Source organism: Bacillus sp. V26 (assembly GCF_034296245.1).
In the GTDB taxonomy this organism is placed as follows: Bacteria; Bacillota; Bacilli; order Bacillales; family Bacillaceae; genus Bacillus; species Bacillus halotolerans.
Genome location: NZ_JAXKQF010000004.1, coordinates 19,584 through 46,311, shown reverse-complemented (window position 1 = coordinate 46,311; position 26,728 = coordinate 19,584). Strand labels below are relative to the sequence as shown.

30 protein-coding genes, 1 other RNA gene and 1 pseudogene are annotated in these 26,728 nt (G+C 44.8%); 9 read left to right on the top strand and 23 right to left on the bottom strand.

Features of this window, described 5'->3' with window-relative positions:
- Positions 1-46: 46 nt before the first annotated feature.
- Positions 47-349 (bottom strand): copper-sensing transcriptional repressor CsoR, encoded by a 303-nt coding sequence (gene csoR, locus UJ203_RS13570; protein WP_024122845.1) that lies wholly within the window; start codon positions 347-349, stop codon positions 47-49.
- A 157-nt stretch (positions 350-506) separates the two neighbouring features.
- Here csoR and UJ203_RS13565 point away from each other — a divergent pair, with 157 nt between their 5' ends.
- Positions 507-1,553 carry an oxidoreductase gene (locus UJ203_RS13565; RefSeq protein WP_322011542.1) on the top strand — a complete coding sequence of 349 codons (1,047 nt, stop codon included), beginning with the start codon at positions 507-509 and terminating at the stop codon, positions 1,551-1,553.
- Between the two features lie 34 nt (positions 1,554-1,587).
- Here the strand turns inward: UJ203_RS13565 and azoRB are convergent, their stop codons facing one another.
- The 8 genes from azoRB to UJ203_RS13525 form a co-directional block, all read right to left on the bottom strand.
- Positions 1,588-2,214, bottom strand: coding sequence for an FMN-dependent NADH-azoreductase AzoRB (azoRB, locus tag UJ203_RS13560; protein ID WP_322011540.1), 627 nt, complete (start codon positions 2,212-2,214; stop codon positions 1,588-1,590).
- A gap of 160 nt (positions 2,215-2,374) precedes the next feature.
- Positions 2,375-4,273: an FUSC family protein gene (locus tag UJ203_RS13555; protein ID WP_322011535.1), complete on the bottom strand. Its 1,899-nt coding sequence runs from the start codon at positions 4,271-4,273 to the stop codon at positions 2,375-2,377.
- Positions 4,274-4,409: 136 nt separating this feature from the next.
- Complete coding sequence (locus tag UJ203_RS13550; protein ID WP_322011533.1) at positions 4,410-5,066, bottom strand: GntR family transcriptional regulator; 657 nt, start codon at positions 5,064-5,066, stop codon at positions 4,410-4,412.
- A gap of 6 nt (positions 5,067-5,072) precedes the next feature.
- A complete protein-coding gene (locus UJ203_RS13545; RefSeq protein WP_322011531.1) occupies positions 5,073-6,020 on the bottom strand; it encodes a DMT family transporter in 948 nt (315 codons plus the stop codon).
- 94 nt (positions 6,021-6,114) lie between these two features.
- On the bottom strand, positions 6,115-6,504 hold the full coding sequence (locus UJ203_RS13540) for a YvaD family protein (protein ID WP_322011529.1): 390 nt from the start codon (positions 6,502-6,504) through the stop codon (positions 6,115-6,117).
- Position 6,505: 1 nt separating this feature from the next.
- Positions 6,506-6,859: a multidrug efflux SMR transporter gene (locus tag UJ203_RS13535; RefSeq protein ID WP_322011527.1), complete on the bottom strand. Its 354-nt coding sequence runs from the start codon at positions 6,857-6,859 to the stop codon at positions 6,506-6,508.
- Between the two features lie 15 nt (positions 6,860-6,874).
- The gene (locus UJ203_RS13530) at positions 6,875-7,429 is read right to left on the bottom strand and encodes a TetR/AcrR family transcriptional regulator (RefSeq protein WP_105953904.1); all 555 of its coding nucleotides are present in this window, start codon (positions 7,427-7,429) and stop codon (positions 6,875-6,877) included.
- Positions 7,430-7,541: 112 nt separating this feature from the next.
- Positions 7,542-8,336 (bottom strand): SDR family oxidoreductase, encoded by a 795-nt coding sequence (locus tag UJ203_RS13525; protein ID WP_322011525.1) that lies wholly within the window; start codon positions 8,334-8,336, stop codon positions 7,542-7,544.
- Positions 8,337-8,808: 472 nt separating this feature from the next.
- On the opposite strand from UJ203_RS13525, the gene UJ203_RS13520 reads away from it, so the two are divergent.
- Both UJ203_RS13520 and UJ203_RS13515 read left to right on the top strand, forming a co-directional pair.
- On the top strand, positions 8,809-9,009 hold the full coding sequence (locus UJ203_RS13520; protein WP_024122855.1) for a hypothetical protein: 201 nt from the start codon (positions 8,809-8,811) through the stop codon (positions 9,007-9,009).
- A gap of 336 nt (positions 9,010-9,345) precedes the next feature.
- Entirely contained in the window at positions 9,346-9,570 is a 225-nt protein-coding gene (locus UJ203_RS13515; protein WP_322011522.1) for a hypothetical protein, read from the top strand.
- A 181-nt stretch (positions 9,571-9,751) separates the two neighbouring features.
- Here the strand turns inward: UJ203_RS13515 and ssrA are convergent.
- The 5 genes from ssrA to secG all read right to left on the bottom strand — a co-directional run bounded on the left by ssrA (position 9,752) and on the right by secG (position 14,360).
- Positions 9,752-10,114, bottom strand: a transfer-messenger RNA (tmRNA) gene (gene ssrA / locus UJ203_RS13510).
- A 174-nt stretch (positions 10,115-10,288) separates the two neighbouring features.
- On the bottom strand, positions 10,289-10,759 hold the full coding sequence (gene smpB / locus UJ203_RS13505) for an SsrA-binding protein (protein ID WP_010331890.1): 471 nt from the start codon (positions 10,757-10,759) through the stop codon (positions 10,289-10,291).
- A 143-nt stretch (positions 10,760-10,902) separates the two neighbouring features.
- Complete coding sequence (gene rnr, locus UJ203_RS13500; protein ID WP_095713015.1) at positions 10,903-13,239, bottom strand: ribonuclease R; 2,337 nt, start codon at positions 13,237-13,239, stop codon at positions 10,903-10,905.
- 18 nt (positions 13,240-13,257) lie between these two features.
- Complete coding sequence (locus UJ203_RS13495; RefSeq protein WP_044159124.1) at positions 13,258-13,998, bottom strand: alpha/beta hydrolase; 741 nt, start codon at positions 13,996-13,998, stop codon at positions 13,258-13,260.
- A gap of 131 nt (positions 13,999-14,129) precedes the next feature.
- Entirely contained in the window at positions 14,130-14,360 is a 231-nt protein-coding gene (gene secG, locus UJ203_RS13490) for a preprotein translocase subunit SecG (protein WP_003220028.1), read from the bottom strand.
- 153 nt (positions 14,361-14,513) lie between these two features.
- Between secG and UJ203_RS13485 the strand changes: the two genes are divergently transcribed.
- Positions 14,514-15,278, top strand: coding sequence for an alpha/beta fold hydrolase (locus tag UJ203_RS13485; RefSeq protein ID WP_105953907.1), 765 nt, complete (start codon positions 14,514-14,516; stop codon positions 15,276-15,278).
- Between the two features lie 43 nt (positions 15,279-15,321).
- Here UJ203_RS13485 and UJ203_RS13480 read toward each other — a convergent pair whose 3' ends face one another.
- Positions 15,322-15,555, bottom strand: a complete 234-nt coding sequence (locus UJ203_RS13480; protein WP_024122859.1) for a helix-turn-helix domain-containing protein — start codon at positions 15,553-15,555, stop codon at positions 15,322-15,324.
- 151 nt (positions 15,556-15,706) lie between these two features.
- On the opposite strand from UJ203_RS13480, the gene rghR reads away from it, so the two are divergent.
- The 4 genes from rghR to UJ203_RS13460 all read left to right on the top strand — a co-directional run bounded on the left by rghR (position 15,707) and on the right by UJ203_RS13460 (position 18,809).
- Entirely contained in the window at positions 15,707-16,114 is a 408-nt protein-coding gene (gene rghR / locus UJ203_RS13475) for a transcriptional repressor RghR (protein WP_024122860.1), read from the top strand.
- Between the two features lie 28 nt (positions 16,115-16,142).
- Entirely contained in the window at positions 16,143-16,562 is a 420-nt protein-coding gene (locus tag UJ203_RS13470) for a helix-turn-helix domain-containing protein (RefSeq protein ID WP_024122861.1), read from the top strand.
- Positions 16,563-16,653: 91 nt separating this feature from the next.
- On the top strand, positions 16,654-16,980 hold the full coding sequence (gene catR / locus UJ203_RS13465) for a catDE operon transcriptional regulator CatR (RefSeq protein WP_010331897.1): 327 nt from the start codon (positions 16,654-16,656) through the stop codon (positions 16,978-16,980).
- A gap of 128 nt (positions 16,981-17,108) precedes the next feature.
- Complete coding sequence (locus tag UJ203_RS13460; RefSeq protein WP_322011513.1) at positions 17,109-18,809, top strand: HAMP domain-containing methyl-accepting chemotaxis protein; 1,701 nt, start codon at positions 17,109-17,111, stop codon at positions 18,807-18,809.
- A 45-nt stretch (positions 18,810-18,854) separates the two neighbouring features.
- On the opposite strand, the gene UJ203_RS13455 is transcribed toward UJ203_RS13460, so the two are convergent.
- From UJ203_RS13455 to opuBA, 4 genes are read right to left on the bottom strand one after another with little or no spacing between them, the layout of a single operon-like run.
- A complete protein-coding gene (locus UJ203_RS13455) occupies positions 18,855-19,535 on the bottom strand; it encodes an ABC transporter permease (protein WP_322011511.1) in 681 nt (226 codons plus the stop codon).
- Between the two features lie 15 nt (positions 19,536-19,550).
- Complete coding sequence (gene opuBC / locus UJ203_RS13450; protein ID WP_322011509.1) at positions 19,551-20,471, bottom strand: choline ABC transporter substrate-binding lipoprotein OpuBC; 921 nt, start codon at positions 20,469-20,471, stop codon at positions 19,551-19,553.
- Between the two features lie 11 nt (positions 20,472-20,482).
- Entirely contained in the window at positions 20,483-21,136 is a 654-nt protein-coding gene (locus UJ203_RS13445) for an ABC transporter permease (protein ID WP_322011507.1), read from the bottom strand.
- A gap of 14 nt (positions 21,137-21,150) precedes the next feature.
- The gene (opuBA, locus tag UJ203_RS13440) at positions 21,151-22,296 is read right to left on the bottom strand and encodes a choline ABC transporter ATP-binding protein OpuBA (RefSeq protein ID WP_322011505.1); all 1,146 of its coding nucleotides are present in this window, start codon (positions 22,294-22,296) and stop codon (positions 21,151-21,153) included.
- Between the two features lie 284 nt (positions 22,297-22,580).
- Between opuBA and UJ203_RS13435 the strand changes: the two genes are divergently transcribed.
- Entirely contained in the window at positions 22,581-23,114 is a 534-nt protein-coding gene (locus UJ203_RS13435; protein ID WP_105953914.1) for a GbsR/MarR family transcriptional regulator, read from the top strand.
- Between the two features lie 59 nt (positions 23,115-23,173).
- On the opposite strand, the pseudogene UJ203_RS13430 reads toward UJ203_RS13435, so the two are convergent.
- The 4 genes and pseudogenes from UJ203_RS13430 to opuCB form a co-directional block, all read right to left on the bottom strand.
- A pseudogene (locus tag UJ203_RS13430) lies at positions 23,174-24,323 on the bottom strand (IS3 family transposase).
- 115 nt (positions 24,324-24,438) lie between these two features.
- Complete coding sequence (gene opuCD, locus UJ203_RS13425) at positions 24,439-25,113, bottom strand: glycine betaine/carnitine/choline/choline sulfate ABC transporter permease OpuCD (protein ID WP_322011502.1); 675 nt, start codon at positions 25,111-25,113, stop codon at positions 24,439-24,441.
- A gap of 17 nt (positions 25,114-25,130) precedes the next feature.
- Positions 25,131-25,997: an osmoprotectant ABC transporter substrate-binding lipoprotein OpuCC gene (gene opuCC / locus UJ203_RS13420; RefSeq protein ID WP_083244514.1), complete on the bottom strand. Its 867-nt coding sequence runs from the start codon at positions 25,995-25,997 to the stop codon at positions 25,131-25,133.
- A 64-nt stretch (positions 25,998-26,061) separates the two neighbouring features.
- Positions 26,062-26,715, bottom strand: a complete 654-nt coding sequence (gene opuCB, locus UJ203_RS13415) for a glycine betaine/carnitine/choline/choline sulfate ABC transporter permease OpuCB (protein ID WP_024122875.1) — start codon at positions 26,713-26,715, stop codon at positions 26,062-26,064.
- Between the last annotated feature and the right edge of the window lie 13 nt (positions 26,716-26,728).

Sequence of the window (26,728 nt, the reverse complement as noted above, 5' to 3'; positions counted from 1 at the left end):
TTCATCCTACCATACCCCCGTAGGGTATTACAATAATAAAACATCATTATTTCGCTAATTTTTTAAATACGTCTAATAGCTCAGAAATGGCTTGGTCCCCGTCTCCGCTTTTGATGGCGTCTGCTACGCAATGATGGGCGTGATCTTCAAGCAAGTGGAGAGCCACTTTTTGCATTGCCGCCTGAACAGCTGAAATCTGCACAAGAATGTCAACACAATATCGATCGTTTTCCACCATATTTTGAATGCCTCTGACCTGGCCTTCTATCCGTTTCAATCGGTTTGTAATTTGATCCTTTTCTTTCGAGCTTTTATGGTTTAATGCTTTATGTTCATTATGCTTCTCCATGCGCACACCTCTGTTTCATATATTAATTCCCATTATACTGATTGTCCAAACCGTTGTCTAAGCTTGCGGCGGCAAAAAAATTCACTATGCAGGTTTTACCATTTGAAGATAAGGGTATATACCTTTATCAATGCACTTTTAAAAGGGGAGAAGAAAAGTGAATACGATACAGGTAGGGATATTAGGGTACGGACTGTCAGGCTCGGTCTTTCACGCGCCGCTGCTTGCCGTTCTGGATGAGTATCATATCAGCAAGGTGATGACATCGCGAACGGAAGAGGTGAAGCGTGATTTCCCTGATGCCGAGGTAGTGCATGAGCTTGAGGAGATGACAAATGATCCGGCAATTGAGCTTGTCATCGTCACCACTCCGAGCGGCCTCCACTACGAGCACGCATTGGCATGCATTCAGGCGGGCAAACATGTCGTCATTGAAAAACCGATGACAGCCACTGCTGAAGAAGGGGAGAAATTAAAAAAAGCGGCCGACGAACGAGGCGTCTTGTTAAGCGTATACCATAACAGGCGATGGGATAATGACTTTTTAACAATTAAGAAACTCATTGATGACGGGTCTTTAAAAGATATCAATACATATCAGGTCTCCTATGACCGATACAAACCTGAGATTCAAGCAAGATGGCGGGAAAAAGAAGGGGCTGCCACCGGTACGCTGTATGATCTCGGCTCTCATATCATAGACCAGGCACTGCATTTATTCGGAATGCCTAAAGCTGTAACCGCAAAAGTCATGGCTCAAAGAGAACATGCTGAAACCGTTGATTATTTTCATCTGACAATGGATTACGGCAAGCTTCAAGCCATTCTATACGCCGGATCAATCGTCCCGGCAAACGGGCCGCGTTATCAAATTCACGGACAGCAATCAAGCTTTATCAAATACGGGATCGACGGACAGGAGGATGCCCTCAGAGCCGGGAAAAAACCGGAGGATGACAGCTGGGGTGCGGATGATCCCGAGTCTTACGGTCAGCTGACAACTGTTCATGGCGAGAATAAAAAAACAGAAACCATTCCATTAGTTAACGGCTCTTACCTTACCTATTACCGCAAAATAGCGGACAGCATACGCGAAGGCGCGCCACTGCCTGTCACAGCTGAAGAGGGAATTGATGTCATCCGAATCATTGAAGCGGCTGTGAAAAGCAGTGAAGAGAAACGGACCATTTTGTTAGAACAATAAAAAAAGCCTCCCTTTATACGGGGAGGCTTATTCATTAGAATGTTTTTCCTGCTTCTTTTGCACGGGCAATCGCATCTTCTTTGATTTGCTGTGCTTTGTCAGGCTCTGCATTATGACCCTCTACGAAAATGCCATCGAAGGATGGGACGCCGAAGAAGTTCATCATGATCCCAATGTAACGGTGGCCCATTTCCATTTCAGCCGCAGGGCCTTCTGAATAATAGCCGCCGCGCGCTTGAATGTGAATCGCTTTTTTATCAGTTAACAAGCCGATAGGACCTTGTTCAGTATATTTAAAAGATTTTCCTGCTACTGCAACTGAATCAAGGTACGCTTTCATCACCGGCGGGAATGAGAAGTTCCATAATGGTGTGACGAACACATATTTATCAGCAGATGCAAATTGATCGCTAAGCTCTCCTAAACGGCCCACTTTCGCTTTTTCGTTTTCAGAAAGTGCATCGCCGGACTGGAGTTTGCCCCAGCCGCTGAATACATCAGCATCAATGTGAGGAATGTTTTCTTTGTACAAGTCGATATGTACAACTTCATCGTTTGGATTTGCTTCTTTGTATGATTCGATGAACGCTTTACTGGTTGCCATGCTGTAAGAAGTCGCTTCATCATGCGGGTGAGCAGTGATATACAATACTTTTGCCATTTTTACCAGCCCTTTCAATTTTAAAATTACACATCCGTTATTATCATTCAGGCGCGTCATGATTATTCTTTATCTCTTAAACCTTATTATAGGTGCAATAAAAATTGCTTTCAAGTAAAATATCTCGAATTAAAGATTTTTTTAAACCAGTACGAACAGCTTACTTCTCATAAGCTGTTCGCAAACCTGTATACATTGTGTAGAGCTCCCCGCTGATTCGCGGATAATACGGAAAACGCGGCACTTCTACAACAGCAGGCGGCATTTTCATCAGTACTGATTGCTCAGCCTGTTCAAAAAACGCTCTCAAATGGTTTATTTCTTCTTCAGAAACCGGAGAGGACGGGCGGTGATGGGCTTGAGCCGAGAGCAAATAATAACCTAAGTGCTGTACTCCAGAGATCGCCGGCCACAGCGTATCCGCTTTCGCTTTTGGAAAATCTCCAAGTGCTTTATCATATGCATCCCGAAGCCTGACTAAGCTCACTCTAAGCTGATGTCCGTCTATTTGCTGTCCGGCTAACAGTTTCTCCATAAACTGCCCTTCCAGCCTGATCACTTCCCTCATGTATTCAGGCAAGCGTTTTGCTGAAAAACGTCTCCACAAAAGCATCGTTCCCAATAGGCCAATTATGCTGCCGACAGCCACATCGGTCAGCCTCGCCGCTATAAAATAACCAGCCCCCAAGCCGCCATGCATGCTTTCTGTGATGACAAGCGCGTTTGCGGTCAGAAAAGGAACAGCCAAAGCATAATTGCGGACAATCAGCATTTCAAGAAGAAATTGAAGCATTGTGATACATAAAGCGATATACACGCCGGATGGCTTAAAGAACAGGATCGCCCCTGCCAGCATCACGCCTATTACGGTTCCTGCCGAACGCTGAATGGCTCTTTGCAGCGTAAAGACAACAGTCGTACCCAGCATCACCGCCGCTGCCGAGAGCGGAATCCAGTAAGAACGGTGAAAACCGAAGGCATTGGCAAACAAAGCCGCCGCAAACAGCACAATCCCATACTTTAATGCCCGAATCAAAACAGGTGACTCCCAGTCAAAGGCATTTCTCAGAAAGTAATAGGAGGATGGCAGACGGCTTGGCTCCGCGTCCGATGGATCATCATTCCGCCCTGAAGCGATACTCAACACCTCGTTGATTTCTTCATACAGCTTCCGGGCTGGCTCCGCTTCATCCTCCTGAATAGGAAACGCATCGGAAACACGAGATTGCCCCAGCATGTCGGCAGTTTGGCGAAGTGCCTTTGTGATCTGCGCCGTATCCGCGTTTGGTGTTTCGGCAGAAAAATGAATGATCGAGATAAAGAGATCATCCGCTTTTTCCAGCAAGCGGATAAAACGTTCATCATGAGGCGATTTTCTCCATCTATTCCCTTTGCCGAGCACCGTTTGACGGGCTGTTCTCAGCATCAGCACGGTCTGATGCTGCGCGTTATGAAAATCAGGAGTTCCGACATCGGAAAGGCAGGATGCAAGCTGGCGGTATGTTCTTTTCAGCACTGTATTTTCCGGTCCATGGCTGTTATTGATCCAGCCCATCAAGGCGATTCCTGTGGCGAAAAGCCCGCCGGCAAATGTCAGTCCCGCTCTGAATGGAGCTTCTGAAGGATCTGCCGGCAAACCCGAGCTCACCAAAAAGGCAAGGACAAAAAACATCGGTGCTGGCCCTTGTATCCCAAGCGCGCCAAAAATAAACATTGCAGCTGCCCCGATAAGCCCCAGAACAGCCGCCATGCTCCAGAAAGTCCCTGCCAAAAGCGTCCCTAATCCAAACGATGCGGCGATCCCCATTGAAACTAACAGCAGCTTCAGAATACGTTTCGTATACGATTCCCCGCCTGCATATAAAAAAACAAAGCCGCCGATGCTAGCGGTCAAACCGAAATCCGTGTGTCCCGACAATGCGCCGACAAACACAGGAAATCCTGAAGCGATGCCTGAACCGATTGCCTTTTTCCATGGGAAAGGGGTTGCATGAATGCGAAAGGCATCCTTGACGACACTTGGCACTGTTCTTCGATTTTGATCAGAAGACTTGTTCATATTACATAACCCTCTTTAACGACATGATATTGGTCTCTTCCCGTTTATTCGCCATAGTATGCCCCAGATACAGACTCATCTTCTCATTGGATATGCTCTCATCAAAAAAGACAGAGACATATCTTCTCTGCCTTCATTACACAAGTTTTTTCGCAATGTCATGCATTGGTTTGATCCAGTTGCTGTATGTCAGCTCAGCCGCCTTTTTCCGGTCCTTCTCCTTATAAGCCTGAATGATTTGGTTATGTTCTTCAATAGAATTCTGCGGAGACTTGAAAAAGAGGTACTCAAGCCGAAGAATATGCATGTGAAGAACAGAGGTGAAATTACGGATATATTCATTATCAGCCGCCTCAATTATCACATCATGAAACGCTTTATCAATGCCAAGCACTTCATAGATTTCGTTTCGGTCAATTGCCGCTCTCATTTCGTGATTGATGGCTGTCAGCTGCTCTATATGAGACGAATGAATGTTTTCAATTGCCAATTCGGCAGCGGTGGACTGGAGAGACGCCATCGGCGGATAGACTTTGAAGACATCATTTTTTTCAATCTGTGAAATTCTTGTTTCTTTCCCCGGAGACATTTCAACAAACCCCTGCATCTCTAATAATTGCAAAGCCTCTCTGACCGGTGTTCTGCTGACGCCAAGCGCTTTGGCCAACGCATCGTCATTCAATTTTTCTCCGGGCACAAGCACTCCTTCCACGATCCATTTTTGAATTTGCTCAAAAGCAAGCTTTTTGGCAGTCTGCCGTTTCGGCTTCGGGGCATTTGACGGTATCGGCACAAAGCATCACCTCTGAATATGGGTTTGGTTTTTTAATGCTGCCGTTTTGCCGGCACTTTTCTTCTGTGAAAGGACAAAAATCATGACTAAAATGCATGCCGCTCCTGCTGCTTGAAACAACCCAAAGGACACGCCAAGCCAAAGAATAGAAGACGCGACTGCGGCAACCGGCTCAGTGCATCCTAGCATGCTCGCTTCTTGCGGGAATAAATATTTCAAACTTTCTAGGTACATGCAGAATCCCAATAACGTTCCGAAAATAACAATAAAAGCGACCGATATAATTCCAGAAACCGTCCAGCCTTCTGCCTGTACAGCCCAAGGCGGATGAATAAAGCTCATGCCGACGCCCCCGATCAGCATCCCCCAGCCAATGACGAGAGCCGACCCCCATGTTTTCAAAAGAGAACTGGAATACAGCGTATAGAAGGCAAGTGCGCCAGCAGAAAGAAGACCCCATACAACAGATGAAGGAGAAACTGTTAAATTGCTGATGTTTCCATTCGTCAGCAGCAAAAAAGTGCCTGCTAAAGCCAATAATAGCCCCAAAAAATCGGAAAACTGAAATGAATTCTTTCGGGTCAGAAGCAAATACAGCATAATCAGAACAGGTGCTAAGTATTGGAGCAGCGTGGCTACCGCTGCGTTTCCGGTTCCGATTGAAGCTAAAAACGTATACTGAACACCCAGCATGCCGGCAATCCCGAAAACAATCAGCTGGACAGCCGCTTTTTTATCTTTCCATATGCCCCAAACTGCCCTCCTGTTTTTACCGGCGGACACAATAATCAGCACCAACAGGCCTGATAACAGCAAACGCACCGTTACAAGCCACTCCACCGATACATCACTCGTTTCAAATAAATGCTGGGCAACCGTTCCCGATAATCCCCAAAAAGCAGCTCCGACAATCACCATTAAAAAGCCGTACAACCGTTGTTTCTGAGTCGCCAACGTATATCCTCCTGACATGTAATATGCAATATATTACATATTATAACGTTTTATTTTTCAGAAAACAAAGTGTTTTCGAAAAATAAAAACAGTGCTACTCGCACTGCTTAGATAAAAGTCTGTGAATAAAAAATAAAGGATAAATCAAAAGGTATCCATTAAACAGCCACCATGCAAGATCAAAATCCCCGCTGAATGTCCAGAATGATAAAGCCTGAAGGCCTGAACAGAAGATCAGCACAAGAGAAATCAGCGCCATCTGCCTCCATATTGCTCTTTTGACGCGCTGCAAATACAAGCTGTACAAACCAGTAATGGAGATTAAGATATCCAAGGGAAAAAAGGACCAATTCCAGGCGATCATAAACGGATCTTGATAATGTTTAAAGGCCCAGCTTTCCGGCATTAATGAAAAGCCGGCAGACAGCCAGTACAATATAAAACCGATATCCGTTACGAGAAAGAACAGTTTCATCACTCTCATGTTACTGCTCACTTTTATGTACCGTTTGAGACTCCGCCCCTTGATCGATCAGGTTTAAAGACACAACACCGGCAATAATCAGCCCGATTGAAATCAGTTTCATGACACTTATATTCTCTTGAAAATACAAAAACCCGATAACTGTGACCAGGACAATGCCCATCCCCGACCAGACAGCGTAAGCAACAGATACATCAATAGATTTGAGCGTAAGCGTCAGAAAGAAAAGACTCCCGCCATAAAAAAACATCAATAGCACACTCGGCAGAAGCTTCGTGAAACCCGCTGAAAGCTTCATACTGACCGTTCCGGCAACTTCAAATAAAATGGCCAAACATAAAAACATCCACTGCACGCGCCACCAGCCTCCTCATTTTTCTGTTATGCCGTTACATAATACATCTACGATTGATTCAAGAACTTCTCCTGTCGTGTACTGATGTTTGAGCGGATAATCAGGATCATATACTTGGTTGATGCTGCCTATATACATTTGAACCAATAAATCAATGTTGATGTTTCTGATCTTCTTTTGCTCCCTGCACTCGTTTAACAATCCAATAACAACTGACCATTCTTCCTTCATAAACGTGTCTAATTTGAGCCACGCATCGTAATGGGTTTTCTTCAGCTCTTGTAATAACCCCATGTTCAGCAGTTCCATTTCCTTTGGAAGACCGATCAGCATTTGCTTCACCTTTTCAAGCGCATCTAGGGTCTCATCTTCATAGATGCTTTTTTCCATTTGCTTCATCTCTGCGATAAACTGCGCCACGACGGCCTCCGCAAGCTGATCTTTCGACGGATAATGCGCATAAAGCGTCCGCTTGCTTGTTCCAAGCGCTGCCGCCAGATCGTTCATTGTAAATGAAAAACCTTTCTGTCTGATCAGGCGAATGGTTTCCGCCAATATTCTTTCTTCCAAATCAATCACCTCGCTTTCGGTACTATAAAAACTATTTTAGTACCAAAATTATACGACAGCAGGTTCTGGAAATCAATCAATAAAAAAACCTCTTCCCAAAGGGAGAGGTTTTTTAAAAGACGCTGCGGACCAGGCCGCCGTCCGCCCGAAGTGCCGCGCCATTAATCGCTGAAGACAGCGGGCTGCTTAGGAATGTGACAAAGTGAGCGATTTCTTCCGGCCGGATCAGCCTTTGGATAATTGAAGTCGGACGGTTTTCCTTCATAAAACGAGTCTCAGCTTCTTGAACAGTCAGGTTTTCACCAGGATAAAGAGAGTTCAGCATTGTTTCCACTCCCTCTGTTAAGGTTGAACCCGGCATGACTGTATTTACCGTTACATTTGTGCCGGTTGCCAGCTCCGCCAAGCTGCGGGAAATGGAAAGCTGCATCGTTTTCGTCGCGCTGTAATGGGCCATTTCCTGAGAAGGCATGATTGCCGCTTCACTGGCAATAAAAATCACCCGGCCTTCTTTCTTCTCTATCATTTTGTGTAAATACTTGCGTGTGAGCCTCACACCGCTCATAATATTCACTTCAAAAAATCGGAACCACTCATCATCGGGAATATCAAAATACTCCGCCGGTTCAAAAATCCCTAAATTATTGACCAAAATATCAACCTGCGGATATGCCTGAAACAGGTCACTGCAGCCTTCTTCGGTTCCAAGATCAAATGCGGCCGGATAAAACACAGTCTCTGCATGCTGTGTTTTCAAATCGTCTATCGTCTGATTCACTTTTTCTTCCCGGCGTCCGTTAATGATAACCGCCGCGCCTTCTTCCGCTAACGAAGCGGCAATCGCTTTGCCGATCCCCGACGTTGAGCCGGTCACCAGTGCGGTTTTTCCATGTAAATTCAGCTTCATTCGTTCATCCCTCCGTTTTTGTTTCCTCTTATTTATTAACAGAAATGCGATTGGTAAAACATCTGCTGTAAAACCAGTATGAAACAGCTGGGATTCAAATGGAAGTACGCACTTTTTGGTGCCTGTTATACGAAAAAAAATAAAGCAGAACCTGTAAAAGGTTCTGCTGGATAAGGGAAACGACATTCCTTATACCATTAGACATATTACAAAAAACTATTTTTCACGTAAATATTGGAAATTCTCTTTCCATTTGCGATAATAAAACTAATATATGATGGATAAATGGGCCGAATAAGGATATGGCATTTTAAAACAATAGCATTGAGCCTTATTTTATTAACCGACGCGCAAGCCATTTCACCTTCAAGCGATTTTTAAACCGAAGAAAATGGGTACTTTGGATAAGCGGTAAGTAGACTCTCTGCAAGTCTATTTTATTTTTTTTCATAAATAAACGAGGTGAAAATCAATGAATGGTATAGAATTTTTAGAATCTGTGTCGCAATTTGGACAAATCATTTTATTGTTCTCCGGCTACGCCCTGTATTGGAGATTAGGTAAAACAAAAAGAGAACGAAGACTAACAAAATATGAAACTTTTCTTAGGTTCTTTGTAATGTTCGGCATATTGGCATGGGCGTTTTCGTTTCTTGCTTTGCATTTGTGGTAACAATCTTCTGTCGATATTTGACTTATTATGATTAAAACCCTATAGTATGATCGCTTTCGCTTATTATATGAATAAGGAATATCATTATACGAATGTCAAAATCAGTAGTGTTCAAGGATGTTTGGAAGATGCACTTAACTTAAGTAAAGGTGCTTTGAATCAAGTCCAGGCAACACTGTGTATTTACTAAAATCCAGTGGTACGCAGTGCCCGACAAGCATGCATAACCTCCTTTGTTCTTTTTCATGTGTACAGCTCCCCTAACACTAAGTCCCAAACCTCCCATACTATCTCAATTGCATCTACCGAATAATTGAGATTAAGGATAAAATTCACATGCAGATTCAGAGAGAGCCGATAGAGTTACTGTCTCTTTTAAAAGACATAAAAAATAGCGCTGAAAACACAGCGCCAGTAAAATCAGATTATAAGATTTTTGGTTCTTTTTACGATAGCACAGCGACTAGCACAATTGATAGACGCTACGAAAAATACCTTAAAAAATCAGGGGTTAAAAAAATAGTGCTCCACGACTTCAGACTTCACATGCGTCATACTTAATCAATAAAAAATGCAATCCATTGGTCATCGCATTGAACAAGTATAGTCACCTTTATCCGTCTGCACAACATGAAGTTATTGGCATCATGGAAAACGAAAAATTTTAAAAGTGTTACCAAAAAGTAACCGCAGTGCCTTCGAAAGCTTTAGAAGCCTTGATAGCACTGCGGTTTCAAAGTATGTATGGAGACGGTGGGAGTCGAACCCACGTCCAGAAACATCGATTACTTAAGCGTCTACGAGCGTAGCCTGCATATTTGTGTTTTCACTCATCTTCTTGCCTGCGGGCGGGCCTTCCGAGAGCTAGTCTGTTTGTCTCTTCTTACGTTCTCAGACGGGAACGCAAGCGTAGCCTACTTGGATGTGCTCTTCACAGACACATAGGCAATGTCAGGAAGAGCTCGCTGCGCTTATTAGGCAGCTAATGCTACGTTTTGGTTAAAACTGTTAGTTTTGCCAGTTATATTTATGTGCGTGTTTACGAGATCGCCTCTCGGCTCGCAGCTCAAGCTCGATCCATCCCTGTCGAATCCGTAACGTCCCCTTGTTATAAGGGAAATACGGGAGAAATATCAAGCTCTCACTCAAACTGGCTACATTCCTATTATAACATGATCACGGCTCATTTCAATTGACAAATCCTTCAAGAAAAGTCCGTGTCATCTCATCGTGAAATCAGTATAGCACAGGCTGGATTTCAGTATCAAGCGTTATGCTTTTAGAACCCTTTTTGACTGTCTCTGAACGCTCTTTCAATTTCACGCTTCGCATCCTTGCGCTTCAGATCTTCACGTTTGTCATAGTTTTTCTTCCCTTTACCCAGACCGAGAAGAACTTTGGCAAAGCCGTTTTTCAAATACAGCTTGAGCGGAACGAGAGAATAACCTTTTTCCTTCGTTAAGCCGATCAGCTTGTTAATTTCCTTGCGGTGCATTAACAGCTTTCTCGTCCGGAGCGGATCGTGGTTATAGCGGTTTCCCTGCTCATACGGGCTGACGTGCATATTGTGGAGAAATACTTCTCCCCGTTCGATTTTGGCGAAGGAATCTTTAAGGTTCACGCGGCCGGCGCGAATCGCTTTGATTTCTGTTCCTTGCAATACAATGCCTGTTTCATATGTTTCTTCTATAAAATAATCGTGATTGGCTTTTTTATTTTGAGATAATACTTTTCCTGACCCTTTCGGCATGCCAGAACCTCCTCTCACTAAGGAAAAACTGTCCACCTTTGCGATACGCTCTATTTTACCAAATGTCACGCATGGCTACAATGAAAAGCTGTTTCCGAAAGAAAGCAAATAGAGCGCTGCGGCCCTATTTGCTGGTTGAGCTGCTATTTCTTCTTTTTCCGTTTCTGCTTCGGTGCGTTTTGAAAGCCGCGTTTTTTCTTTTTCTTCTTCGGCTTTGTGAACCACTCTCCTTTTTCCTCGGAAGGAGCAGGAGATACAGGCGTATTTGTGCTTAACACGCGTTTTCTGGCAGGTTTTCCGCGTTTTCGGCTGCGGCTGTCCATTTCTCTCGGACGGCGCGGGGTGCCTTTCATACCGACGATTTCGAAGTCAATATTGCGCTCGTCTTTATTGACGTCAACGACTTTGACTGTAATTTCATCTCCGATACGGAACACATTCCCCGTCCGCTCGCCGATCATCGCAAAATGCTGCTCGTCAAAGCGATAATAGTCATCCGTCATAAAGCTGACGTGGACGAGTCCTTCAATTGTATTCGGCAGCTCGACAAACATCCCGAAGTTTGTCACAGAGCTGATCATGCCGTCAAATTCTTCACCGATTTTATCAAGCATATATTCCGCTTTTTTCAGATCATCTGTTTCACGCTCTGCGTCAACTGCACGGCGTTCCATTGATGAAGTATGTTCAGCGATATCCGGAAGCCGTTCAGCCCACTTCTCCTGTGTCGCTTCATCGACCTTGCCGTTGATTAAGTACGTTCTGATCAATCTGTGGACGATTAAATCCGGATAACGGCGGATCGGCGATGTGAAATGGGTATAGAATTCCGTTGACAGGCCGAAGTGCCCTAAGCTTTGCGGATCATATTTTGCCTGCTTCATGGAACGGAGCATGACAGTAGAAATCACTGTTTCCTCTGGTCTGTCACGAACAGCGTCAAGAATGCTTTGCAGCGCGCGCGGATGAATATTTCCCGCCGTTCCTTTTACAACATAGCCAAATGTTGTCACAAACTCTAAAAACTTTTGCAGTTTTTCAGCATTAGGCTCTTCGTGTATCCGGTAAATAAACGGAACGTTCATCCAATGGAAATGCTCTGCAACGGTTTCGTTCGCAACAAGCATAAATTCTTCAATCAGTTTTTCGGCGACTGAGCGTTCTCTGATCACAACGTCTTTGACCGCCCCTTCTTCATCGACAAGCACCTTTGCTTCTTTGAAGTCAAAATCAACGGCGCCGCGGTTCATCCGCTTTTCGCGAAGAATTTCTGCCAGCCGCTCCATATCTTTGAACATCGGCACGAGCGGTTCGTACTTTTGTTTTAATTCTTCATCATCATCAACAAGAATCTGATTCACATCGGAATATGTCATTCTTTCCGTAGTTTTGATGACGCTTTGGAAGATTTCGTGCTCTGTGACTTCTCCCCGACTGTTGATGGTCATTTCACAAGAAAGTGTCAGGCGGTCAACCTTCGGATTTAATGAACAAATACCGTTTGACAGTCTGTGCGGAATCATCGGAATCACACGGTCAACCAAATACACACTCGTTCCTCTTTCCATCGCTTCTTTGTCAATCGGCGAGTTTTCAGTCACGTAATGGCTGACGTCGGCAATATGAACGCCAAGCTTATAGCTGCCGTCATCCAGCTTTGTCACTGTAACCGCATCATCCAAGTCCTTCGCGTCCGCTCCGTCAATGGTGACAATGACCTGGTCACGGAGATCACGGCGGTCTTTCAGGTCTTTTTCATCAATCGTATCAGGCGTGCTTGTCGCCTGTTCCATTGCATCGGCAGGGAATTCACCCGGCAGTCCGTGCTTATGGATGACTGATAAAATATCAATGCCCGGATCATTTTTATGGCCGAGAATGGATTCAATCTCACCCTCTGCATTCATTCGGCCTTCAGGATAGCTGGTCAGCTTAACAACCACCTTATGCCCTTCAGCCGCTCCATTTTTCCCGCTATTAGGAATGAAGATATCGCTTGTGATTTTTTTGTCATCCGGAATGACAAAACCGAAGTTTTTTGTTTCTGTATAGGTTCCGACTACCCGCTGAATCGCTCTTTCTAAAATACGAATGACGGTACCCTCTTGTCTAGAGCCGCTTGACTGCGAATTCAGGCGTACCATTACGATATCGCCGTTCATAGCTGTATTCAGCTCATTAGGCGGAATAAACACATCGCTTAACGACGTATCCTCAGGCAGCAAAAAGGCAAATCCCTTCGGATGCGCAGAAAGCTTTCCTTTAATTAAATTCATTTTTTCCGGAATGCCGTAGCGGTCGCTTCTCGTCCGCACGATAAGCCCTTTTTCCTCCAGCGCAACCAGCGCTTTGACGAGCTCTTTAAATTCCTCGGCATCCGTAATCTGTAACATCTCCTCAAGTTCCTGAACAGTCAGAGGCTTGTACGCCTCTTCCTTCATAAACGAGAGAAGCTTATCCATAAATGCTTCTTTTTCCATAATCCGACCTCCTGTTGGTTACCAATCCAGCTTCTCTAAAAATTCATACACATCTTGATGTACGATGTCCCGTTCCTTGTCCAGCGTGATAACATGGCCTGATTCCTCATACCATTTCAGCTGTTTATCGTCAGTTTCCACTTCATTGTAAATAATATTGGCACTTTCGGTATTAATCATGTGATCATGACGGGCTTGCACAACAAATGTCGGAGAATAGATCATATCGACATTCTTTCGCACATCGGCAATCAAGTCTTGCAGCGCCTTAAGGGTATTCATCGGCGTTTTTTCAAATTCCTTCATTTCCTCTTCTATTTGCTCCGGGCTTTTCCCCTCGAATTTTTTGTAATTGCGCGCGTAGGAAAGGACGCCCTGATACATGACTTCTTCGCTTTTAATATGCATTGGCGCGCACATTGGAACAATTCCCTTTATGGGTACAGTGTAACCCAATTTCAGCGAAAAAACCCCGCCAAGCGACAGTCCGCAGGCAGCAATGTCCTCATAGCCTTCAGATTTTAAATATTCATAGCCATCCATGACGTTTTTCCACCAGTCTTCAGGCCCCGTATGTACCAATTCTTCAGGCGGAACGCCGTGTCCTTCATATTGAGGCGCATGGCACGTATAGCCCCGTTCATTCAAATAACGTCCCAGCATTCTCACATCTGCTGTATTCCCTGTAAAGCCGTGCAGCAAAAGCACCGCTTTGTCTCCGCCCTTAAATGTAAATGGTTTTGGTGTCACAACTTTCATGCTCATGTCTCCCTTTCTTTCTGCACGATCATTTTAGTTTTCCACAGTTTGATAAGAAAAAAACGCTCTGAATATCAGCCAGAAACGTGAAAAAGGCCTGACTTTACATCAGACCTTATACAAACATTGCCCTATAGGATATAAGCAAGCGCAATCGTCAACACGAAAAACAAGACTGCCAGCACAACCGTAATGCGGTGCAGAATCAAATCAAGACCTCTTGCTTTTTGTTTCCCGAAGAGCTGCTCCGCTCCGCCTGAAATCGCACCAGATAATCCGGCGCTTTTACTGGATTGAAGCAAAACGACAATAATAAGTGCAATACTGACGATAACCAATAAGGTAATCAAAACCGCGTGCATCCCTTACACCTCCAGACTCACTGGCCTACTTTACTTCTATTTTACATGAAAAGGTTTGGCATGTCACGCCGTATCAGACGCCAAAAGGGCCGGATAAGACATTTTGTTTTGGTTAGCCTATTCGTATGAATTGAACGAAAAGGGAGAACAACAATGCCGATCATCAGCACAGTCAATAAGAAACATCTATATTATGAGGAATATGGACAGGGAATCCCTATCATTTTTATTCACCCGCCGGGCATGGGACGCAAGGTTTTTTATTATCAGCGCCTTCTGGCGGATCATTTCAGGGTGATATTTCCCGATTTAAGCGGACATGGCGACAGCGATCATGCAGACCAGCAAATCTCGATTTCCTATTACGCAAACGAGATCGTGCAATTTATGGATCGTTTGCACATTGATCAGGCTGCAGTATTCGGTTATTCCGCCGGCAGCTTAATCGCACAGCACATTGGCTTCACCCGGCCGGACAAAGTATCTCATTTGGTGTTGGCCGGTGCTTACCCCGCTGTTCATACCATGGCCGGTCAGCAGCTTCACAAAATGGGAATGTATCTTCTTGAAAAAAGTCCCGGCATGCTGATGAAAATTATCGCCAGCAGCCATACGAAAAACAGACAGCTCCGAAATCTATTAACGAATCATATGAAAAAAGCTGACCTCGGCCATTGGTATCAATATTATCGGGATTCTCTCCGCTACAGCTGCCTTGAACAATTGCCCCGTTTTAACATGCCGATGCTGTTTATGTATGGCGGCCTGCGCGACTGGACCTTTACACATGCAGGCTATTACCGGAAAGCATGCAGCCACGCTGAATTTTTCAGGCTGGAATACCAGGGCCATCAGCTGCCGACAAAACAATGGAAAACATGCAATGAACTTGTGACGGGTTTTGTTTTGACACATTGATGATAAGGCTTAGAAAACGCTTGGTTCCCCAGGCGTTCTTAAGTTATTGACTTTTGTCAACAAAATCATAGTAAAAAAGATCCTCAAACTTCAAGTCAAAATAGTGAAGCATTTTTCCGATCACAAGCTGCCCCGGCCGTCTTTCTCCATTCAGCACACGGCTCAGTGTGGCGGGTGAGACTCCGATTTCCAGCGCAAGCTGATTGAGGGAATAATCGTTATTGACCATATACTGCAATACATAATCACGTCTAATCTGTATCTTTTCTACTGGCACTTTCCTCACCTTCCGTTCATGAAAAAACTTTTTCTATACATTTACATTACGGCGTATGTTAACTTTTGTCAATACATTTCCAGCCTACCTATTCCCTTTAGTCAATAAACATACTAAAATATGAGTAACAGTGAGGGACGGGGTGAGACATATGGAAAGCTTCGGCGAACAATTACGGGCATTGCGTGAGGAGAGAAAGTTGACAGTCAACCAGCTGGCGACTTATTCCGGTGTAAGCGCGGCCGGCATCTCCAGAATTGAAAACGGCAAACGCGGCGTTCCTAAACCTGCCACCATCAAAAAATTGGCGGAGGCCTTAAAAATTCCTTATGAAGGGCTTATGTATAAAGCGGGATATATCGAAGAGATTCATGAAGCCAGAGCGCCTTATGAAACGAAGTGCCAGCTGCTTGAAAAGGCGGAGGCTTATGACCTGAAAAATCTTGCCCTTCTTGAGAGTGAAAAATGGCAGTATCTCAACAAAGAGGATTTGCTCATGCTGGATCATTATTTCTCTTTTATTTCAGACGAAGCAAAAAAACGATCTGCTGATCAATAACTCTTTCCAGAAATGCGAGGCGATCATCATGTCAACATTCGGACAGGAATTAAGGGCGCTGCGTCGCGCCCGCAAACTGACAGTGAATCAGCTTGCGGTGTACTCGGGCATCAGCTCAGCGACCATTTCAAAAATAGAAAACGGCAAGCGCGGCACACCAAAGCCCGCGACCATAAAAAAGCTTGCAGCGGTGCTGAAAATACCGCACGAAAACCTGATGGCAGCCGCAGGGCACATTACCGCTTTTCCTGAAGAAATTCGAGAGGCTTCGGAAAGCTATCAGTCTATTTATGCGATTTATCAGACGGCTGTCACCCGCGGAACGGAGAACCTGTCTCTTTTTAACAGCGAAAAATGGCGGCATCTCTCCAAGCAGGATATTGAAAATCTCAGCAAATACTTCGATTTTTTAGCTTCCGAAGCGAAAAAACGCTCCTCTTCCACGTAATCCTCTGCATCTCTTTCCGCATTTTATCAATCACGCATGCATACGTTCCCTCGTTATTTGCGTTATAATAATGACAGACGAGGTGAAAAGTATGAACCAATCAGAAATGTGTCCTAGATTTGAAAAAGCAGTCGACATCTTGAGCAAACGCTGGGTTGCTTTGATCGTTTTTCAGCTGTTGAACGGTCAGCAGCGATTTAGCGAAATAGAAGCAGCACTTCCAAATCTAAGCGGCAGAGTTCTGTCAGAAAGGCTGAAAGAACTTGAGCTTGAAGGAGTGGTTAAGCGGGACGTCATCCCCGAAACTCCGGTTCGCATCGAATATTCATTAACCGACAAAGGAATGGCGTTAGCGCCCATTCTGGGTGAAATCTCTAAATGGGCGACTGAATGGATTGACCCTTCCTTTCATATGTAATTGCTAAAACGGTTCTGATCTCAACGGAGAGAAGAGCCGTTTTTTATTTTTTATTTCCAGGTGAAAAAACAATTTCTCAGCCGATATATAGTACATCACATCACTTTTTTTAAAAGGAGAACACTTATATGCGACTGACGATTTCCCGCAAATTCAGCCTGGTATTTTTGACACTGATTCTCATCAATCTGCTTATAGGCGGAATAGGCGCTTTCAATATGCAGCACATCATCAAACAGACAGATGAAATCAACACGAAATGGATAGACGGCATTAAAGAAATTACATCTATTAATTATTTGACAGAGCACCTTTCCTCTAAGGAAAAGGATTTCCTGATTTATACAGACAAAGATAAATTGGATACGCTGGACCAAGATATGAACCAGATCCTTAAGGATATCAATGAAAAGCTTGATAACTATGAAAAGACAATCTCTAATGACAAAGAACGCAACATTTTCGAACAGCTCAAGACTGAAGTCAACTCATATACGAATATTCATAACCAGATTTTAGAGAGCGGACGCACGAATGATATAGATAAAGCAAGGGGGTTATTGGTACAGACTGAAGCAAGCTTTGAGGATATGAAAAAATCAATCACTGAACTTGTTGATTTTAATAAAGAAGGCAGCAACACGGCTGTGAAAGAAACCAAGGACGTTTATCATAAAGGTCTCATTTACACGGCTTTGCTTCTGGCAGCCTCCATCGCCATCAGCATATGTATTTGGCTTTATATCAATCGCAGCATTGTAAAACCGATTATTCGAATGAAGTCATCTGCGAATGAGATCGCTGAAGGCAATCTGTCAAATGACATAGAGCCGCTGGCCTCAAAAGACGAGCTCGGCGATCTGAACGAAGCGCTTCAGAAAATGGTAGGGAATTTAAGAGATATCGTCGGCTATTCAAAAGAAATTTCCACCCGCGTGCTTTCTTCATCACAGGTGCTGACCACTGCAACGAATGAAACAAGAACCGGCAGCAGGCATATTACCGAAACGATGAACGAAATGGCTGAAGGCTCCGAGCAGCAGGCGCAAGACGCTGTGACGATTGCCGAATCAATGAATGAATTTACAGAAAGCATTGATAAAGCCTACAATCACGGCATGACGATCAGCGATACGTCTCAAAACGTTCTCCAACTCGCCGTAAACGGAAACGAAAATATGGATACGTCAGTGCAACAAATGAAAACAATCCATCATATCGTTCAGGAAGCCGTTCATAAAGTGAGATCGCTGGAACAGCATTCACAGGACATCAACAAGCTTGTTCAGGTCATCAACGGCATTGCCGAGCAAACGAACTTATTGTCACTTAATGCCGCAATTGAGGCAGCCCGCGCAGGAGAAAGCGGCAAAGGCTTCGCCGTTGTGGCCGAGGAGGTCCGAAAGCTCGCAGACGGCGTATCTGACTCCGTTCAGGATATCACTAAAATAGTTGGCGGCACACAGCAGGAAATCAACACTGTCATTCAATACCTGGAAAGCAGCTTTACCGAAGTAGAAAAAGGTACTGAAAATCTGACTGACACCGGTCAGGCCATGCAGAACATTAAGCAATCGGTCACCTATGTAGCGGAAAGCATTAAGGAAGTAACGGACGGATTAAAGCAGTTAACAAACCAATCGATCACAATTAACCAATCGATTGAAAATATCGCCTCCGTTTCTGAAGAATCCGCCGCCGGCATTGAAGAAACATTTTCCATTACCGAGCAATCCGCCCATTCAATGGATCAAGTGCTTCAAAATGCTGAGGAGCTTGAGCGTTTGGCGAAAGAACTTAATGAAAAAATGGATCAGTTTACAATTTAAATAAGAAAAAAGAGGCTGGAATCATCCAAGCCTCTTTTTTTGTTCTTATGCAGCTGTTTGAATACGTCTCACCCTGGTTCTTTTTTTCTTGACCGGATGTAACACCCGCTCCAGCCAAGCCATGAGCAAATCAGCCGCAACCGCCATCACCGCAGTCGGAATCGCACCGGCTAGAATAATCGCCGTTCCGTTTGTGGCGTTTGACCCGCGGACGATCATATCCCCAAGGCCGCCGGCGCCGACAAATGTGCCGATTGCTGTAATGCCGATAGCGATGACGAGAGCCGTTCGAAGGCCTGCCATAATGACAGAAAGCGCGAGCGGGAGCTCAACCATCCGAAGAACTTGGAACTTCGTCATCCCCATCGCTTTACCTGATTCTAAGTATGCGTGTTCAATAGTGACAATGCCTGTGTACGTGTTTCGGATAATCGGCAGCAGGGAATACAGAAATAATGATAAAATCACTGTGTTTGCACCGAGCCCCATGACAAGCATCAGGACTGCCAGCATGGCGAGCGCCGGAATCGTCTGAATGACATTTGTTACAGCGAATACCCATCCTGACAAGCGGCGGAAATGCGCAATGAGGATTCCGACCGGAATCCCGACGACAGCAGCAAACAAGACGCCGTAAGCCGACATGAGAAAATGGCGGCCGAACTCTTCCATTACGTAGCTGCCGTTCTGTGCATAATACGTCATTAACTGTTCAAGCATATTCATTGGTCAATCCCCCTTTCACGATTCGAAGTAGTGATGCTTTTGCAAATATTCCTTGGCAACGACAGACGGTTCTTTTAGATTACCGTCGACTTCATAGTTAAGCTCCTGCATCGTGGCTGTATCAATTTTTCCGATCATTTTCTGAATGATGCCTTCCAGTTCAGGATGTTCTTTAAGCACCTGTTCCGGAACAACAGGAGAGCAGTCGTACGGAGGGAAAAATTGTTTATCATCCTTTAGCATTTTGAGATCATAGGACTTGATTCTCCCGTCCGTGGAGTAAGCGAGGACAATGTCCATTTTTCCGCTTTTCACCGCGTCATACACAAGCCCGATCTGCATCGGATACGTGCCGCCGAATGTCATGCCGTAGGTTTTCGTGAAATCCTGATAGCCGTTCCCTTTCAGCTTCATCCAATAATTGTCGACGCCCAGCTTTAATTGCGGCGCCCATTTTTTGACGTCTGATACGTTTTCTAAATGATATTGGTCCGCAAGCTTCTTGCTGACGGTAAAGGCATACGTATTATCAAACCCGTAGGAGTCATACCATTTTAAATCGTATCTTTTTTTAAACTCCTGCTGTGTCAGCGCCAGCGCTTTGTCCGGATCTTTTTCAGGTTTCATCCTCAGCGTGCCTGTCAGCGCGTCACCTGTATATCTTGTGGCCGCAATATCGATTTCTCCGTTTATTAAGGCCTGCTGCTGCACCGCGTTGGAGCCGAGATTTTTAATGGTTGTTGTTTTTAGATCCGTATGGTGTTCGATCAGCTGGCCAAGCATGCTTGCGATGATTTCTGATTCACTCATGCTTTGCGCGCCGATTTTGATGGTCTTTTCTGAAGCGGCGCTGAGCCCGGGAAACGAACAGCCGCTTAGCATCAGCATTACTGCGAGCGTGAAACCGCTCAGCCATTTAAGATGTTTTCTTTTCATGAGCAGCCTCCTTATGAAACTTCCTTCATTCCCTGCAGTCCGGCAGGCGTGATTTTTCGTTCTGTCAACGCCAGCACATAATCAATGACAATCGCCAATATCGTGACGGGAACCGCTCCTCCGATGATATATTCCGGCTGATATAAATTCAGGCCGATGAAAATATAATCACCCAATCCGCCGCCTCCGATAAAGGATGCAAGCGTCGCCCAGCCGATTAAATAAATCGTGGATGTTCTGATCCCCGCCATGATGACGGGCGCGGCAAGCGGCAGTTCAACGAGGCGGATTTGTTCAGCGGCCGTCATCCCGATGCCTTTTCCTGATTCAAGCAGATTTTTGTTAACGCCGCGAATCCCGGTATACGTGTTGCGCAGGATCGGCAAAACGGAATAGAAAAACAAGGCCACAATAGCCGGAACTTTTCCGACTCCCAAGAGCGGGATAAAGAAAGCGAGGATTGCCAGACTGGGCAGCGTCTGAATGATATTCACAATGCCGATAATGGTGCCGGCTCCTTTTTTCATTCTGGTAAGCACAATCCCAAGAGGTACAGCGGCAGCAACGCCTAAAATGACGGCGATGAGAGAAATGCTGATATGCTCATATGTTTTGTAAAGCAGCTCGCCTCCGTTGGTTTGCAAAAATTCAATGATATGATTCATGTCTGACAACCTCCCTATGACAATACTGCGAGCTGTTTTTCTTCTCCCCAGATGGACTCATACACAATGTCAACCAGGTTCGCTCTCGTTACAATTCCTATTAAACGGCGGTCTTCATCTACAACCGGCACGTACTTTACACCACGTTTTAAAATTTTGTGTACTGTATCCCGCAGCAGTGTTGCGCCTAAGACGGTGTAGATGTCTTGATGCAGGACCTCGCCTACGAGCTCGGCTTTCTTCCGGCATTGATCAATGATTTCCACATCTACATAGCCTAGAAGAACGTGGCTGTCATCTACCACCAGCAGCGAGTCGACACGCTCCTGCCTCATCAGCTGGATCGCTTCAGAGAGCGTTTTATCCGCCGTAATGGTCACCGGGTGTGTACTCATAATTTGATCAACCCGCTCAACATCAGGACTTGATGACTGAATCAGGCGCTCTTTGCCGATAAACTCCTCAACAAATTCGTTTGCCGGGTTTCTCAGAATATCATCAGGCGTTCCGATCTGCACAATCTCTCCGCCTTTCAAAATGACAATCCGGTCTGCTAGCTTAATCGCTTCATCCATATCATGGGTAACAAATACGATGGTTTTATGTAAGGTTTTTTGCAGTTTTTTAAATTCTTCCTGAAGGGAATCCCTCGTAATCGGGTCAAGCGCCCCAAACGGTTCATCCATTAAGATAAGCGGCGGTTCCGCGGCAAGTGCCCGTAATACACCTATTCGCTGCTGCTGTCCCCCGCTTAATTCATGAGGATAACGGTCTAAATATTCAGGTCCCATATCGACCAATTTTAAAAGCTCACGCGCACGTTCTTTCCGCTGCTGCTCCGGCCATTTCAGCAGCTTAGGCACAAGTGAAATGTTCTGCTGAATGGTCATATGGGGGAACAGTCCGATCTGCTGAATGACATAGCCGATCTTACGCCTGAGTTCTACCGGGTCCTGTTCCATGATGTTCTCGCCGTCAATAAAAATCTGACCGGCTGACGGCTCAATTAATCGGTTAATCATTTTCATCGTTGTCGTTTTTCCGCAGCCGCTTGGACCGATAAAACAAATAAATTCGCCTTTTTCAATTTCCAGATTCACGCTGTTCACAGCTTTTTTGCCGCCTTTATATGTTTTCGAGACATTTTTTAATGTCAGCAAACATCGCACCTCCAAAATTAAATTCATTCAATTCGTTCAGTTCATATTTAATTTTTCAGACAATTGAATGCTTCCCATTATAGAATAAAGTTTATAAAATAAAAAGTTTACAATTTGTTCATATTATTTATAAAGTATGTGTAAACCCTGATTTACCCGTATTGACCGGTAATGATCTCCTTATTGCTCCAATTTCCTGCCAAATTCTATGATTACAGCATTTCCGCTGCATCAAAAATGTGGTATATTGACATCGGAATTGTTAGCTGAAAGGATTGAAACTGTTGGAGAAAGATCCGTTAACGATAATTGAACAGACTGAAGACCACCTCATAGAAAGAATCGCGGAAAACATGCATGCATTTGGAATGCCCTCTACCGTTGGACGTGTGCTGGGCATTATTTATATGAATCGCAAGCCGATGACGCTGACGGAATTATCAGAAGCAACCGGCATGAGCAAAACGCGAATGAGCCAGGTCGTGCGGGACATGCTCGATGCCAACATCGCCGAGAAGGTGTTCGAAAAGGGCGTGCGAAAAGACTTATACGATGTTGAAGAGGATTACTACCAAACCTTTATCACTCTGTTTACAGCCACTTGGAGCAAAGTCGTCAGCAAAAATAAAATGATGCATAAAAAACTCAACCGGGAGCTGCTCAGTATCTTGGATGAAGAGCTTTCTCCTGAAGCGGAAGAAAAGGTGAATGAGCTGTTGAAGGAATTAAAGGATTGGCTCGACTATTACAATTGGCTCGGCCGTCTGATTGAGTTTTTTGAGAGTGAAGAGATTTTTAAATATGTGCCGAAACCGTAAAAAACGCCCTGTCATGAAGGGACTGACCCCCGTTTTTGAGACAGGGATCAAAACACCTTTTATACAGCCAATTGCCGATAGCTTATCGGTGATTGGCTGTTTAGTTTCGTTTGAATACGAATGTTGTTATAATAATAAATGTATTCTTTGACAGTGCGTTCTACGATGGCGGTCGTGGTTCGATCAATACTGTTAAGATAGAACGTTTCAGACTTTAGTGAGGAATGAAACGATTCGATGGAGGCATTATCAGCGGGCGTCCCTTTGCGGGACATGCTCATGGTAATGCCTTTTGTTTTAACAGCTTTCTGATACTCATAAGATGTATACACAGATCCTTGGTCACTATGTAACACGCAGTTCTGAGGCAGTGTTGGCAGTTGATCAAGTGTGTTTAAGACAAAGTCTGTGTCCTGCTTATCTCCAATCGTGAAAGCAATTACTTCTCCATTGTATACATCCAATATACTGGAAAGGTACAATTGTTTCTGTCCATAAGGCAAATACGTGATATCCGTTACTAGTTTTTCAAGAGGATGATCGGACTGAAAGTTCCGATCTAATATATTATCAACCACGGCATATGGCTGCCCATTCTTCTTGCGCTTTTTCACCTTAACCCGGCACTGCCACTGATTTTTCTGCATGATACGCTGAACCGTTTTATGGTTAATACGCATTTCCTTTTTTAATATAGCTGTAATTTTTCGATATCCATATCGATACTTGTGCTCTCGGCACAACGTGCCGATTTGTTTTTCCAAATGGCACTTGGGATGATCTTTCATCAGGTTCTTCTTCCAACGATAATAAGACGCTCGTGAGATACCTAAATGAACACAGATATTCTGTACGGTCATTGTGCCGTGCAATACTTCTACAAGTTCAACTGACGTTTGGCTATCAACTTCCTTTCCAATTCGTTGTACTTTTTTAGAACTTCATTCTGTTGTCTCAGATAACGGTTCTCTGCCTGCAGTTTCTCTAATTCGGAAGCATACTCCGGACCTTTTCCGTAAGTGTATTGCTTACCAACAGGCTGTTCGATCGATGTGTATCCCCATCCTTATGCCATCTAACCCATGTCTGAATCTGTGTCTTATTCTTAATGTTTAATTTCTCCATGATCTCTTTCATAGGCATGCCTGCCAATCTCATTTCTACAGCCTTCTGCTTAACTTCAACCGGATAACTCATTCTTGTTCCCATACAAAAAACACCTCCAAGTCTTATTTAAGGATAACAACTATCCGTTTTCAAACTTGAAGGTGTTTTTTATTTGTCTCATCTTATGGGGTCAGTCCCTGAACAAGGCGTTTTTTTATTAAGCTGCATTGGCCAGTTTTTTCTTCTTTTTCTTTTTAATCGGGCTTAACGTGCGTTCAAGCCAGCCCATGACCAAATCAGCTATCACCGCCATAAGGGCTGTCGGGATCGCGCCAGCTAATATAATCGCGGTCCCGTTTGTTGCGTTTGACCCCCTGACGATGATGTCTCCAAGGCCTCCGGCGCCGACAAATGTCCCGATGGCAGTAATGCCGATGGCAATGACGAGCGCGGTGCGGAGGCCGGCCATAATAACAGAAAGCGCCAGCGGAAGCTCGACCATCCGCAGCACTTGAAACTTTGTCATACCCATCGCTTTTCCGGATTCAAGATAGGCATGTTCAATGCTGACAATGCCTGTGTACGTATTTCTGATGATCGGCAGCAGTGAATAAAGAAATAACGATAAAATGACCGTATTCGCGCCAAGCCCCATCACTAGCATCAGCACGGCCAGCATGGCGAGCGCCGGCACCGTCTGGATCACGTTCGTGACGGCGAAAACCCAGCCGCTTAATGTTCTGTACCTGGCAATCAGGATGCCAAGCGGAATACCGACGATGGCCGCAAACAAAACACCGTACACCGACATCAGAAAGTGGCGGTAAAACTCTTGCAGCACATAACTGCCGTTTTGCGAATAGTAAGAGCCAAGCTGCTGTAATACTTCCATTTGGTCTGCCTCTTTTCTTAGTCAAAATAATGATGTTTCTCTAAAAATTCCTTTGCCACAACAGACGGCTCCTTCAGTTTGCCGTCCACTTCGTAGTTGAGCTCCTGCATGGTTTCCGTGTCAATCTTCCCGATCAGTTTATCAATAATGCCTTCAAGCTCCGGATGTTCCTTAAGCACCTTTTCCGGAATCACCGGCGAACAGTCATACGGCGGGAAAAACTGTTTATCGTCTTCTAGGATTTTGAGATCATACGCCTTAATCCGGCCGTCTGTGGAATAAGCAAGAACGGCGTCCATTTTCTCGTTTTTGACTGCGTCATAAACAAGTCCGATCTGCATCGGATAGGTTGTTCCGAACTCAAATCCATACGTGCTGACAAAACCTTTATATCCGTCGCCCTTCCGTTTCAGCCAGGCATTGTCGACCCCCAGCTTATATTCAGTAGCGTTTTTCTTCAGATCAGACACGGTGTTTACATGCTCCTTTTCCGCAAACTTTTTTGTTACGGTAAAGGCATATGTGTTATCAAACCCGTAAGAATCAAACCATTTATATTTAAAACGTTTGTCAAACTCTTTCTGCACGATATTCAGCGCTTTTTCCGGATCCTTCTCCGCCTCCATTCCGAGGGTGCTCGTTAAATCCGTGCCAGAATAGCGTGTGGCGGATATGTCAATGTCACCGCCGAGCATCGCCTGGTGCTGAACATAGTTTGATCCGAGATTTTTGACTAAAGCCGTATTTAAATCCGTATCGTGTTCAATGAGCTGCGCAATCATATTCGCTAAAATTTCTGATTCTGTTATGCTTTGCGCCCCGACCTTGATCGTATCTTGTGAGGCGCCGCCAAGTCCCGGCAGAGAACAGCCGCTCAGCAGCATGACAAAGGCGAAAGCGAGCGCGCCGATCCATCTGATTTTTTTCGTTTTCAATACAGCCAACTCCTTAAGAAACTTCCTTCATCCCTTGCAATCCCTTCGGTGTCACTTTTCGTTCCGTCACGGCTAGCAAATAATCAATGATAATGGCTAAGATTGTAACCGGCACAGCACCGCCAATGATGTATTCAGGCTGATACAGGTTCAGCCCGATAAAAATGTAATCACCGAGTCCGCCGCCGCCAATAAATGAGGCAAGGGTCGCCCAGCCGATTAAATAGATCGTGGATGTGCGGATGCCTGCCATAATAATCGGAATCGCCAGCGGAATCTCGACGAGCCGGATCTGCTCCCAGCCGGTCATTCCAATCCCTTTTCCTGACTCAAGCAGATTTTTGTTTACACCTTTAATGCCTGTATACGTATTGCGCAGAATCGGAAGCACCGAATAGAAAAATAAAGCGACGATCGCCGGCACTTTTCCCACACCGAGAAGCGGGATAAAAAATGCCAGAATCGCCAGACTCGGCAAGGTTTGCACAATGTTGACGGCACCTATAACCGCGCCTGCGCCTTTTTTCATTCTGGTCAGCAGAACGCCGAGCGGCACCGCAACGATAATACCCAATACAACAGCAATGAGAGAAATGTATAAATGTTCACCTGTTTTATACAGCAGCTCTCCGCCGTTCGTCTGTAAAAAAGTCATCATTTGATTCATGTGTAAGAGCTCC